Annotated in this window: 2 protein-coding genes; both read left to right on the forward strand. The window is 70.6% G+C overall.

From position 1 onward, the window contains the following. The first annotated feature begins 169 nt into the window (after positions 1-169). On the forward strand, positions 170-13,813 hold the full coding sequence (locus tag ACSVDM_RS07665; protein ID WP_439263772.1) for an amino acid adenylation domain-containing protein: 13,644 nt from the start codon (positions 170-172) through the stop codon (positions 13,811-13,813). Beyond that, positions 13,810-14,799, forward strand: coding sequence for an ATP-binding cassette domain-containing protein (locus ACSVDM_RS07670; RefSeq protein ID WP_439263773.1), 990 nt, complete (start codon positions 13,810-13,812; stop codon positions 14,797-14,799). The genes ACSVDM_RS07665 and ACSVDM_RS07670 overlap by 4 nt, the downstream gene beginning before the upstream one ends. The last annotated feature ends 1 nt before the right edge of the window (position 14,800 follow it).

Genomic DNA, 14,800 nt, shown 5'->3' on the forward strand with positions numbered 1-14,800 from the left:
TCGAGTTGCTGCTACAGGGGTGTAATTCGTTGAGCGCGAAATAAATCCAGATCGGTAGCCATCCGGCCGCCGGAGTACTCCGAATCATGGGCGTGGATAGCCACGCCCTGGGCCGTCGTGTGCCCGGGCGCTGCTCGGGGAGTCGTGACACACCAGAACGGAGTGCTTGATGAGTTCATTGGCCACCGACCGCGTCAGCTCATGCGTCACCGACGAGGACTCGAGCCAGCCGTTCGCTTTGTCGCCCGGTCAGACGGCGCTGTGGTACGCGCAACGGATCAGGCCCGACATCCCGCTCACGATCGCGCACTATGTGGAACTGCACGGCGATCTCGACCCGGGCAGGCTGCTCTACGCCATCGAGCGATTCGGTGCCGAATCCCAGGTGGGACACGTGCGCCTACTCGAGATCGACGGCGTACCCCATCAGCGGGTCGATCCGAGCTGGCGACCCGGCTGGGCCCGCCTCGACCTGCGCGGCGAGCCCGATCCGCGCGCGGCCGCACTACGGTGGATGAACGAGCACGCCAGCACGCCCATCGACATGGAGAACGAGCCGCTCACCATCAATGTGGTGCTGCGCATCGGCGAGCGCGACTGGTTCTGGTACGAGCGCGGTCACCACATCGTGATCGACGGCTACGGGGCGATGAACGCACTCGCGCGCACCGCCGAGATCTACACCGCGGTCGGTGAGCAGCGCGAACCCTCCGTGTCGCGCGCCGCCGCCCTGGTCGACCTCTACGCCGACGAGTCGCGCTACCGCGAGTCCAGCCGTTTCCACGCCGACCGCGAGTACTGGATGCAGCAGCTCGCCGGTGTCGGCGAGCCGATGACACTGTCGTCGGTGACCGCGACCGGCGACACCCACGACCCCGGCCGGCACCGCGCGACCGCTGTGCTCGACACCGACCTCGACACCCTGCTCACGCAGGCGATCACCGCGCACAACTCGGCCAATTCCGCGCTCATCGTCGCCGCCCTCGCCGCCTACGTCCGCTCGGTCACCGGCAATCCCGACGTGGTGCTGAGCCTGCCCGTCTCGGCGCGCACCACCGTGGCGTTGCGCCGCTCGGCGGGTGTGGTGTCCAACGTCGTTCCGCTGCGCGTGCGTTTCGACGAGAACACCACCGTCGCCGACGTGGTCCGCCAGACCGAACTGCAGATCACCGGCGCCCTGCGACACCAGCGCTACCGCTCCGACGACATCCGCCGCGACTGCGGCTACTCGCGCGACGCCCGTGGGTTCTTCGGGCCGATGGTCAACATCATGCTGTTCCACGACGAGCTGAAGTTCGGTGACATCACCGGTCAGCTGCACGTGCTGGCGACCGGCCCTGTCGAAGATCTCTCGATCAATATCTACAACGGCGACGGCGGCCGTATCCAGCTCGACTTCGAGGCCAACCCCCGCCTCTACGGCGAGGCCGAGAACTCGGCGCATCACGCCCGCTACCTGGACTTCCTCGCCCGGTTCCTGGCCGCCGCCCCCGACAGCCCGGCCAACGCGCTCAACGCCATCACCGCGACCGAACGCGAACGCGTGCTGCGGGAATGGAATGCCACCGAGATCCCGGTGCCCACCGGCACGCTCGTCTCGCTGTTCACCGATCAGGTGCGACGCAGCCCGCACGCCGTCGCGCTCGAGTACGGCGACCGCGCCATCGGCTACACCGAACTGTCCGAACGGGTGAACCAGCTGGCCCGCGAACTCATCGCGCGCGGTGCGGGCCCGGAGACCACCGTCGGATTGTGCCTGCACCGCAGCATCGAGATGGTGATCGGCATGTACGCCGTGCTCGCCACCGGCGCCGCCTACCTGCCGATCGATCCGGAACATCCGGTGGACCGCATCGATGCCGTTGTGGCACAGGCGAAACCGGTGTGCGTGCTGACCGCCGCTCGCGACGGTGTGCGACTGCCGGCGGGTGCCTTGCGTGTCGATCTGGACACGCTCGACGTCACCGGACACGACGTCGCCCCCATCAGCGACACCGACCGCCGTGCGCCGCTGCGGCCCGAACATCCCGCCTACGTCATCTTCACCTCGGGCTCCACCGGTAAGCCGAAGGGGGTGGCGGTCACGCACGCCGCCATCGTCAACCGGCTGCGGTGGATGCAGGCCGAATACCCGCTCGACCACAGCGACGCGGTGCTGCAGAAGACCCCGGCCACCTTCGACGTGTCGGTCTGGGAGTTCTTCTGGCCGTTGCAGGTCGGGGCGCGGCTGGTCGTCGCCGCACCCGGCGGGCACCGCGATCCGGCGTACCTGGCGCGGATCATCACCGAGAAGTCCGTCACCACGGCACATTTCGTGCCGTCCATGTTGTCGTTGTTCGTCACCGATCCGCGCGTGCGCGGGGGCGCGAACCTGCGGCGGGTGTTCTGCAGCGGTGAGGCGCTGCCCGGCGCCACCGTCGCCCACTTCCATGCCGCTCTGCGCGGGCCGGAACTACACAACCTGTACGGGCCGACCGAGGCCGCGGTCGACGTCACCTACTGGCCGTGCCCGGTCGGGGCGACCACCGTGCCCATCGGGTCGCCGGTGTGGAACACCAAGACCTACGTACTCGATTCACAGCTGCGCCCGGTCCCGCCCGGCGTGGTCGGCGAGCTGTACCTCGCGGGCACCCAGCTGGCGCGCGGCTACCTCGGCAGGCCCGATCTGACGGCCGACCGGTTCGTCGCCAACCCGTTCACCCCCGGGCAACGCATGTACCGCACGGGCGACCTGGCCCGCTGGCAGCTCGACGGCGGCGTCCTGGAATACCTGGGGCGCACCGACTTCCAGGTCAAGATCCGTGGGCTGCGCATCGAACTCGGCGAGGTCGAGTCGGCGCTGCTCGCTCAGGACGGTATCGCCCGTGCCGTCTGCGTGGCACGCACCAGCCGCACCGGCGACGACGAACTCGTCGCCTACGTGGTCGCCGCGCCGGGTGCCGTCGCACCCGAGGTGGCGGCCTTGATGGCGGCGCTGCGCCGGGCGCTGCCCTCCTACATGGTGCCCTCGGCCTTGGTCGTGCTCGACGAACTGCCGCTGAGCGCCAACGGCAAGGTCGACCGCAAGGCACTGCCCGCCCCTGAGGTGGGTGTGCGGGTGACCACCGGCGCGGACGCACCGCAGACCGAGCTGGAATGCGCGCTCGCCGAGATCTTCACCGAGGTGCTCGCGCTCGACGGCACCGGAATCGGCGTGCAGGACAGCTTCTTCGACCTCGGTGGCAACTCGCTCGTCGCCGCGCGCGCCGTCGCCAGGATCAACACCACCCTCGACGCGAGCATCAGCATCCGGCACCTGTTCGAGTACTCGACCATCGCGTCGCTGGCCGAGTACATCAGCACCCACCGGCCCGAGACCTCCACGCCCGAGCTGGTTCCCGCGACCCGGCCGGAACGGGTGCCGCTGTCGCTGGCCCAGCAGCGGCTCTGGATCCTCAACCGGTTCGCCGAACACGCCGCCGCCTACAACATGCCGCTGGCGCTGCGGCTGACCGGCCGGCTGGACCTCACCGCCCTGCGGGCCGGCCTGCGGGACGTGCTCGACCGCCACGAAAGCCTGCGCACCAGCTTCCCCGACGGCCCGGACGGGCCGTACCAGCTGATCCATCCCGCCGCCGCCGTGGCACCCGATCTCGTCGCGCGCGACGTGGACGGCCGGATCGACGACCTCGTCGCCGAGGTCGCCGGTCGCGGCTTCGACCTGCGTGACGAGACTCCGCTGCGGGTGGTGCTGTACCGCCTGGCCCCCGACGAGCATCTGCTGGTCGTGGTGCTGCACCACATCTGTGGCGACGGCTGGTCGATCGCGCCGCTGGCCAGGGATCTGATGACCGCCGTCGCCGCCCGCGCCGAGGGCAATGCGCCGCGGTGGACGCCACTGCCCGTGCAGTACGCCGATTTCGCACTGTGGCAGCGGGAACTGCTCGGAGACGAGACCGACCCGGAGGCACCGCTGGGGCGTCAGCTCGGGCACTGGCGCCGGGCCCTCGCCGGACTGCCCGATCAGCTCGACCTGCCGCTCGACCGCCCGCGCCCGCTGCGACGGACCACCGGCGGCGACACGGTCGCCTTCACCATCGATGCCGAAACACGCCGGGCAGCAGCCCAACTCGCGAGCGGCCGCGGGGTGAGCATGTTCATGGTGCTGCACGCCGCGCTGGCCACGGTGCTCGCGCGTGTGTGCGGCAGCACCGACATCACCATCGGCACCCCGATCGCGGGACGTTCGGACCCGGCGCTCGACGAACTCGTCGGCATGTTCGTCAACACCCTCGTGCTGCGCACCGAGGTCGACCTCGGCGCCGGTTTCGACCGGGTCCTCGACCAGGTCCGCGAAACCGACCTCGACGCCTTCGCCAACCCCGACGTGCCTTTCGAACGGCTCGTCGAACTGGTGAACCCGGACCGGTCGACCAACCGGCATCCGCTGTTCCAGGTGATGCTGTCCTACGACCGCACCCCCGAGCTGCGCGTCGAACTGCCCGGCGTGGCCGCCGAACTCGTACCCGTGCAGACCGGTGTCGCCAAGTTCGATCTGCAGCTCGAGGTGCGCGACAACCACGATGACGGCCCGCTGCACGCCGAATTCGGTTACGCCACCGATGTTTTCGACCGCTCGACCATCGAGGCCATCGCCCGCCGGTTCACCACCATGCTGCGGTCCGCGCTGGCCGCGCCGCAGGAACCGATCGGTGACCTGCCGCTGCTCGACCGTCGCGAGATCGCGCGGCTCGTGCCCGTGGCGGGCGCACCGGCCGAACCGGCCGACACTCTCGCACGCCTGCTCGCCGATACCGCCCAGCGCCTGCCCGATTCGGTCGCGGTGCGTTATCTCGGGCTCGATACGACCTACCGGGAGCTCGACGAGCGCTCGAACAGGTTGGCGCGCAGCCTGATCGCCCACGGCGCGGGCCCGGAGTCGGTGGTGGCGGTGGCGTTGCCGCGTGGGCTGGAATCGATCATCGCCATCTGGGCGGTGGCCAAGACCGGTGCCGCGTACGTGCCGGTCGACCCGGCGTACCCCACCGAGCGCATCGCGCACATGATCGGCGACTCCGGTGCGGTGCTCGGGCTCACCCTGCCCGAACACCTCGCCGCGCTGCCGACCACCGTCGGCAAGCACCGCCGGGCGCCGGAATGGCTGGTGTTCGGGACCGCCGCCTTCGAAGCCGACTGCGCACACCGCTCGGCCGCGCCTGTGCGCGACATCGAGCGCACGCACCCGATGCGCCCGACCCAGCCCGCGTACCTGATCTACACCTCGGGCTCCACCGGCCTGCCCAAGGCGGTCGTCGTCACCCATGCGGGCATCTCCTCGCTGGCCAGCGAGCAGACCCAGCTGTTCCGGGTGACCGATGCCGCCCGTACCCTGCACTTCTCCTCACCGAGTTTCGACGCCTCGGTGCTGGAGCTGCTGCTCGGTTTCGCCGCGGGCGCGACCGTCGTCGTCGCCCCGGCCGACCTGTACGGCGGCGCCGAACTGGCTGGATTCCTTCGCTCGGAGCGGATCACGCACGCCTTCATCACCCCGGCCGCCCTGGCGACCGTGCCCGCCGGTGAGTTCCCCGAACTCAACACCGTCATCGTCGGCGGCGAGGCCTGCTCCGACGAACTGGTCGACACCTGGGCCGGTCGCTACCGGATGCACAACATGTACGGCCCGTCGGAGGCGACCGTCGCGGTCACCGCGAGCGCCGCCATGGTGCCCGGCGAACCGGTGCCACTCGGTGCGCCCGTGCGCGGGATGCGCTTGTTCCTCCTCGATTCCCGGCTGCACCCGGTGCCGCCGGGGACTCCGGGGGAACTGTATGTGTCCGGTCCCGGCGTGGCACGCGGGTACCTGGGCAAACTCGGGCTCACCGCACAGCGCTTCGTCGCGAACCCGCACGGCCGGGTGGGCGAAAGGATGTACCGCACGGGCGATCTCGTGGTCGCCGACGCCACCGGACGCCTGCGTTTCCTCGGGCGCGCCGACGACCAGATCAAGATCCGTGGTTTCCGTATCGAGCTGCGCGAGATCGACCATGTGCTGCGCGAACACCCGGGGGTGCGCTCGGCGACGACCGTGGTGCACGTGGACGAACACGGTCAGCAGCGGCTCGCGTCCTACGTCACCGCCGACGGGCCGATCGAACCGGCGGCCGTGCTCGACACCGCACGCGGCAGGCTGCCCGGTTACATGGTGCCCGCCGCGCTGGCGGTACTCGACCGGATGCCGGTGACCCCGGCGGGCAAATTGGACCGAAAGGCCCTGCCCGCACCCGAATTCGCGGCGGCAGGTGGATCGCGCGCACCGCGCACCCACCTCGAGATGCGGGTGGCGGCGGTGTTCACCGAGATCCTCGGCAGGCCGGTGCCCGGCGCGGAGGACAGCTTCTTCGACATCGGCGGCAACTCGCTGCTGGCCACCCGGCTGGCCGCGGCGCTGCACGCCGACTTCGAGGTCGATCTGCCGGTACGCCAGATCTTCGAGGCGCCGACGGTCGCGGGCATCGCCGGTCTGATCGCGGAAGCGCCCCGGACGCAGCGGGTGGCGCTGGCGGTACACACCCCGCGCCCGGGACGCATACCACTGTCGCTGCCGCAGCAACGACTGTGGTTCCTCAACCGATTGTCACCCGAATCCAGCGCCTACAACATCGCTTTCGTCTTGCGAATCGGCGGCGATCTGGATATCGACGCCCTGCGCGGCGCGGTCACCGACCTGGTACAGCGGCACGAGGTGCTGCGCACGGTCTTCCCCGAGGACCTCTCGGGCGCCCAGCAGGTGGTCTTGCCGACGGCCGGGTCGGTGCCTGCGATCGAGCCCGTCGACACCGATCCCGCACGGGCGGAGGAGGTGCTCGCCGAGTTCGCCAGGCAGGGCTTCGATCTGACCCACGAGACGCCGTTGCGAGTCTTGTTGCTGCGCACCGGCACTCAGGAGTACCTGCTCGGCGTGGTCGTGCACCACATCGCCGCCGACGGGTGGTCGCTCGGCCCGTTGACCAAGGATCTCGCGGTGTCGTACGTGGCGCGCGCCGGCGGCAGTGTCCCGGTGCGCGAACCGCTGCCGGTGCAGTACGCCGACTTCAGCCTGTGGCAGCGGGCCGTGCTCGGCGCCGACGACGACCCGGACAGCATCGCCGCCACCCAGCTCGCGTTCTGGCGCGAGACACTGGCCGAACTGCCCGACGAACTGCCGTTGCCGTTCGACCGGCCGCGTCCGGCCGAGCCGGTGGGCACGGCGGCCACCGTGGTGTGCCCGGTGTCGGCGCCGTTGCGTGCGGCGATGGAGGAGCTGGCGGCCGACACCGGCGTCAGCCTGTTCATGGTCGTCCGTTCGGCGCTCGCGGTGCTGCTGCGCGGGGTCACCGGTGGTCGCGACATCCCGATCGGCACCCCGGTCGCCGGACGCACCGACATCCAGCTCGACGAGCTGGTCGGCATGTTCGTCAACACCCTCGTGTTGCGCTCCGACGTCGACCCCGGCGCCAGCTTCACCGAACTGCTGCACGCCGACCGCGATTCGGAGCTGGCCGCGCTCGCGCACGCCGACCTGCCGTTCGAACGGGTCGTCGACGCGCTCGGCCGCGACAGCCGGGCCAACAACCGGCACCCGCTGTTCCAGGTGGCGCTGAGCATGCAGGACGATAGCGCACCGGAACTGGAACTGCCCGGCCTGCGGTTGCGCGCCGAGGAACTCGACATCGCCCGCGCCAAATTCGACCTGGAACTGCGGGTGGCCCCCGACGGCGACGGACAGCGTTTCGAATTCGTCTACTCCACCGAGCTGTTCGACCGGGCGACGATCGAGACGCTGGCCACCCGGTTCGCGTCGATCCTCACCCAGGTGACCGCCGACCCGCGCAGGCTGGTGTCCGATATCGACCAGCTCACCGTCGCCGAACATCGCGCGCTCGTCCCGGCGCAGGGCCCGGCGCCGGTCACCCCGGTGGTGCTGTCCGACATCATCGACCGGGCCGCCGACTGGTATCCGAGCAGGCCCGCGCTGCGGTGGTTCGCCGGCGGCAGCGTGGCGGGCGAGGTCGGTGAACTCGACTACGACGAGGTGGCCCGCCGTGCCCACCGGCTCGGTCGCGCACTCATCGCACGGGGGATCGGCACCGGCGATCGAGTCGCCGTCGGCCTCACCCGGTCGCTGGACTGCGCGCTCGCCATCTTCGGTGTCGCCGCGAGCGGTGCCGCGTTCGTGCCCGTCGACCCCCGCTACCCGGCCGACCGGGTGCGGCACATGCTCACCGACTCCGGTGCGCGCGCCGTGCTCACCACCAGCGCCGACGCCCCCGCCCTGCGCGAGGCCGCCGGACCGCTCGACACCCGGTGGCTGCTGGTCGACGACCCCGACCTGCGCACCGAACTGGCCGGATACGACGACGCCCCGATCCGCGACGCCGAACGCATCCGCCCCATCCACACCGCCGACCTGGCGTACCAGATCTACACCTCCGGTTCCACCGGTCTGCCCAAGGGCGTCACCGTCACCCACGGTGGTCTGGTCAGCCTCGCGCTCGACCTGCGCGAGCGGATGGGCCTCGACCGGTTCGCCAGGACGTTCTTCTTCTCCACCCCCAGCTTCGACGTGTCCGTGCTCGACATGCTGCTCGCGGTGTACTCCGGCGCGGAGATGGTGATCGGCCCGATCGACGTCTACGGCGGCGACGAACTCGGCGCCCTGCTGGAACGGGAGGAGATCACCCACACCTTCCTCACCCCCGCCGTACTCGCCTCGATCGACGCGAGCCGCTGGCCGCTGCCGCGCCTGCGCGGGCTGATGGCCGGTGGCGAGGCCGTGCCGCCGGACCTGGTGGAGAACTGGGCGCCCGGGCGCCGATTCGTCAACGCCTACGGGCCGACGGAGTTCACCGTCATCGCGGCCATGTCGGAGCTGCGGGTCGGTGTGCCGGTGACCATCGGTACACCGGTGCGCGGATCGCGGGCCCTGGTGCTCGACGAACGGTTGAAACCGGTCGTGACCGGGGTTCCCGGTGAGCTCTACATCGGTGGCGCGGGTATCGCCCAGGGCTACCACCAGCGGTTCGGGCTCACCGCGTCGCGCTTCGTCGCCGACCCGTGCGGGCCCGCGGGCAGCCGGATGTACCGCACCGGCGACGTGGTGCGCTGGACCGCCACCGGCGAACTGGACTACCTCGGCCGCAGCGACCACCAGGTGAAGGTGCGCGGTTTCCGCATCGAGCTCGGTGAGATCAGCGCCGTGCTCGGCAGCCACCCCGATGTCCGTTTCGCCCATACCGAGGTGCGCACCGTCGCGGGTGACGACCGGATCGTCGCCTGGGTGCAGCTGGGTGAAGGCGCGGTCCCGGCCGATCTGGCCGACGTGCGCAATCACGCCGTCAAACACCTGGCCGGGCATATGGTCCCGGCCTCGCTGAACCTGATCGACGCCGTGCCGCTCACACCCGTCGGCAAGCTCGACCGGACGGCGCTGCCCGAACCGGAGTTCACCGTCGCGGCGGGCCGCGCCCCGCGCACCGAGTCCGAACGCCTGGTGGCCAGGGTGTTCGCCGAGCTGCTCGGCGTCGAGGACGTGTCGGCCACCGACAGCTTCTTCGACATCGGCGGCAACTCGCTGCTGGCCACCCAGCTGGTCGCCCGGCTGGCGGCCGCGAGCAATGTGCGACTCGAGGTGCGTACCGTGTTCGCCGCACCGACCGTCGCCGAGCTCGCGGCGCTGGTGGAGACCGGGCCGTCCGGCGATGAAGGTCGCCCGGACCTGGTGAAACAGGATCGCCCGGAACGGATCCCGCTCTCGGCGGCCCAGCGCAGGCTGTGGTTCCTCAACCGGTTCAACGCCGGTGCGCGGGACCAGTCCGCCGGCGCGTACAACATCCCGGTGGTGCTGCGGTTGCACGGTCCGATCGACCTCGACGCACTCATCGCCGCCCTGCACACGGTGCAACGCAGGCACGAGACGCTGCGCACGGTGTTCCCGGAAACGGCGGGCGAGCCCGAGCAGCTGGTGCTCGACCCGCGGCTCGCGGCGGTCACCCTCTTCCATGCGAGTGCGACACCGCACGAGGTCGACGCCGCCGTCGCGCGTTTCGCCGCGCCGGGCTTCGACCTGTCGGTCTCGGTGCCGTTGCGGGCCGCGCTCATCACCGTCGACCGCACCGGGCTGCCGGTGCCCGCCCAGGCCAAACTGGCCGTAGCCGGGTCTCAGGAGCACGTGCTCGTGCTGGTGGTGCACCACATCGCCATGGACGGGTGGTCGCTGGAACCGCTCGCCGCCGAGGTGGCCGCCGCGTACCGTGGCATCCGCACCGGTGAACCGTTCGGCGAACAGATCCCCGAGATCCAGTACGCCGACTACACGCTGTGGCAGCAGCAGCTCCTCGGCACCGAGGACGACGAGAACTCGCTGATCCGCAAGCAGCTCGACCACTGGCGCGACACCCTCGACGGGCTGCCCGAACTGCTCACCGTGCCCGCCGATCGGCCGCGCCCGCCGGTGCCCTCCTACCGGGGCGGCACCGTGGACTGCACGGTCGACGCCGCCACACACCGGGCGCTGCGCGGGATCGCCGCCGCCAACAACGTCAGCATGTTCATGGTGCTGCACGCCGCGCTCGCGGTGCTGCTGCACCGGGTGACGGGCACCGACGACATCGTCGTCGGCACCGCGAGCGCGGGACGTGGTCATCCGGCACTCGACGCGCTGATCGGCATGTTCGTCAACACCCTTGTGCTGCGCACCGAGGTGTCCGACGACCGCGCCTTCGTCGACCTGCTGCGCACCGTGCGCGACCGCGACCTCGACGCCTTCGCCCATGCCGACCTGCCGTTCGAGCGGCTGGTCGAGGTGCTCAATCCCGCACGCTCGCAGGCGCATCACCCGCTGTTCCAGGTGATGCTCTCGGTGCGCAACAACCCGGTGCGGATGCTGGAACTGCCCGGCCTGCGGATCGAGGCGGTCGACGCCGACGCAGGCATCGCCAAGTTCGATCTGCAGTTCACCTTCACCGAGACCCAGACCGGTGATCGCGTCGGTGACGGCATCACCCTGTCGGTGAACTACGCCGCCGACCTGTTCGAGGAGGTCACCGCGCGCCGCCTCGGCGACCGTCTGGTGCGGCTGCTCACCGCTGTCGCCGCCGACCCGAACACCGCCGTCGGTGACCTGGCCCTGCTCGACGCGGTCGAGTGGACCGCGCTGGCACCCGTCCACGGTGCCCGGCCCGACACCCCGGTCACCCTGGCCGAGGTGTTCGACGCCGCGGCGGCGCGGGCCCGCGACGGTGTGGCGCTCAGCGCGGGCGACACCGTGGTCACCTACGACGCCCTCGACCGCTGGACCAACCGGCTCGCCCGGCTGCTCATCGGCCAGGGTATCGGCCCGGAAAGCCTTGTCGCGCTCGGTATTCCGCGATCGGTGGAGTCGGTGGCGACCATGCTGGCCGTCGCCAAGGCCGGTGCCGCGTTCGTCCCGGTGGACCCGAACTACCCGCCACAGCGGATCAGTCACATGCTCACCGACTCCGGTGCCGCGATCGGGCTGACGCTGCTCGCGCACCGCGACCAGCTGCCCGGTGACTGCCGGTGGCTGGTGCTCGACGACCCGCACACCCGCGCCACCGTGCTCGGCACCGACGACGCGCCGATCACCGACGCCGACCGGGTCCGGCCGCTGCGCCTGGCCAACCCGGCCTACGTGGTGTACACCTCCGGGTCGACCGGCACCCCGAAGGGTGTGGTGGTCACCCACGGCGGCATCTCGAACTTCGCCGCCGAATGCGCCGACCGCTACGACGTGCGACCGGGCAGCCGGGTGCTGCACTTCGCCACCCCGAGCTTCGACGGGTCGATGCTCGACATCCTGTTCGCGCTCGGTGGGGCGGGCACCCTCGTCATCACGCCCGCGGGCATCGTCGGCGGCGAGGAACTGCGTCAGCTGTTCATCCGGGAGCGGATCACGCACGCCTTCATCACCACCGCCGCGCTCGGCACCGTCGATCCGGCGGGTGTGCATTCGCTCGCGCACATCCTGACCGGTGGTGAGGCGCTGCCGCCGGACCTGCTCGCCCGCTGGGCGCCGGGGCGCAACTTCTACAACGTCTACGGACCCACCGAGACGACCATCGTCACCCTGATGCCGCAACCGATGAGCCCGCAGGGCCCGATCACCATCGGCGGTCCCATCCGCGGTGTCTCGGCCACGGTGCTCGACCGGCGGTTGCATCCCACCCCGATCGGCGTCACGGGTGAACTTCAGCTGGCCGGTGCGGCACTGGCCCGCGGTTACCACAATCGGCCGGGGCTCACCGCGCAGCGTTTCGTCGCCAATCCGTACGGTGCGCCCGGCGAGCGCATGTACCGCACCGGCGACCTGGTGCGCTGGCGTGACGGCAAGAAGTCGGCGCTCGACGTGGAATACGTCGGCCGCACCGACCACCAGGTGAAGGTGCGCGGGTTCCGGATCGAACTCGGCGAGATCGACGTGGCCTTCGCCCGGCACCCCGACGTGGAGCTGGCGCTCACCGTCGGGCACACCACTCAGGCCGGGGTCACCGCGCTGGTGTCGTATGTGAAGGCCCGCGCGGGTGCGACCCCGACGGTGCCCGAACTGCTCGAGCACATCGGTGCGCACGTGCCCAATTACATGGTGCCGCAGGCGATCATGCTGCTCGACGAGGTGCCGCTCAGCCCGGTGGGCAAGCTCGACCGTGCCCGGCTGCCCGAACCGGTGTTCACCGCCTCGGGCGGGTACCGCGCACCGGTGACTCCTGCCGAGGTGGCGCTGTGCGCCGCCTTCGCCGAGGTACTCGGTGTCGAACGGGTCGGCGCCGACGACGGGTTCTTCGAACTGGGCGGCAACTCGCTGCTGGCCACCAAAGTCGTCGCGGCACTGCGGGAGCAGGGCTACGAGATGCCGGTGCAGATGATGTTCGGCGATGCCACACCGGCCGCCATCGCCGCCCGGCTCGACGGCGCCGACCCGGCGGACGTGATGGCCGCCGCCCTGGAACCGGTGCTGCCGATCCGCCCGTCGACCGGGCCGCACGACACCCCGCTGTTCTGTGTGCACCCGGCCATCGGCCTGGCCTGGTGCTACTCGGGGCTGCTCGCACACCTGGCTCCCGATCGTCCCGTGTACGGGCTGCAGGCCCCGCACGTGTCCGGTCAGGACAGCTTCACCTCCATCCCGGAGGCCGCGGGTCACTACGTGGCCAATATCCGGGCGATCCAGCCGCACGGGCCGTATCACCTGCTCGGCTGGTCGCTCGGCGGGCTCATCGCCCAGGAGATCGCGGTGCAGCTGCAGGAACTCGGCGAGGACGTTGCGCTGCTGGCGATGATGGACAGCTACCAGCTCGGCGACCGCTGGCTCGACACCGCGATGCCGAGCGTCGCCGACATTCTCGGCGAGTTCGGTGCCGACCTCGTCGACGGCGCACCACTGCCGGCCGACCTCGACCTGCACGAAGCGGCGGATCTGCTGCGGGCACAGCCGGGGCCGTTCGCGGCGCTGTCGGTGGACAATCTGCAACGCCTCTACACCGGGTACGCCGACGGGACGGTGATGGCCAACGCGTTCCGGCCGCGCACCTTCGACGGCGACCTGCTGTTCTTCACCGCGGCGGCGGACGAGATCAACGCCGCCGATCCCGCCAGGCGGGCCGGTTCCTGGCAACAGTTCGTCACCGGCACCATCCACAACCACGACCTGCCCTGCAGGCACGCGGCGATGACCACACCGGAGGCGCTGGCGGCGATCGGCCCCGTGCTGCACCGTCATCTCGACGGGGTGCCCGGGATCACCGTGTGCGGCGGCGCCGAGAAGGAGATGCGTCCGTGAGTCTGGCGGTAGAAGTGTGCGGCCTCGCCAAGAGTTTCGGCAAGGTGCGCGTACTGAAGGAGATCGACCTCGAGATACCGGCGGGCACGGTGCTCGGCCTGCTCGGGCCCAACGGCGCGGGCAAGACGACCACCGTGCGGATCGTCACTACCCTGCTTCGCCCCGACGCGGGCACGGTGCGCGTGGCCGGGGTCGACGTGCTGGCCGATCCGGCCGCGGCCCGCACCCGCCTCGGGTTGTCCGGCCAGTACGCGGCGGTCGACGCGAACCTGACCGGATACGAGAACCTGCGCATGGTGGCTCGCCTCTACGGCATGTCGAAGAAGCAGGCCACCGAACGTGCCGACGAATTGCTCACCGCGCTCGGTCTCGACCACGCGGCGAGCCGACGCGCGGGCACCTACTCCGGTGGTATGGCCCGCCGACTCGACCTGGCCGGTTCCCTCGTCGCGCGGCCGCCGGTGGTCGTGCTCGACGAACCGACCACCGGCCTCGATCCCCGGGGGCGCCTGGACATGTGGAAAGTGATCGGCGACCTCGTCGACGACGGCACCACGGTGCTGCTCACCACCCAGTACCTGGAGGAGGCCGACCTGCTCGCCGACCGGATCACGGTGATCGACAAGGGCACCGTCATCGCCCGTGGCTCCGCCGACGAACTCAAGACCTCCATCGGCGGCGACCGGCTCACGGTCACCCTGGCCGCCGGGCAGAGCCCCGACCTCGCGGTCTCGGTCCTCGATCAGGTGGGTGTCGGCACGCCGATCCACGAGCCGGGCAGCGACGAAGTATCGGTGGTGGTCGGCAACGGCTCCCGCACGATGGTCGAGGCCCTGCGCCGGCTCGACGACGCGGGGGTGTGCGTGCTCGACGCCGTCGTGGTCCGCCCGACCCTCGACGACGTGTTCCTCTCGCTCACCGGAACCCCGGCCGAACCGGCCACCGAACCCGAAACCGACGATGTGCCAGAGGAGATCCTGTCGTGAG

It is taken from the genome of Nocardia sp. JW2, assembly GCF_051843015.1.
GTDB classification, from domain to species: Bacteria; Actinomycetota; Actinomycetes; order Mycobacteriales; family Mycobacteriaceae; genus Nocardia; species Nocardia coubleae.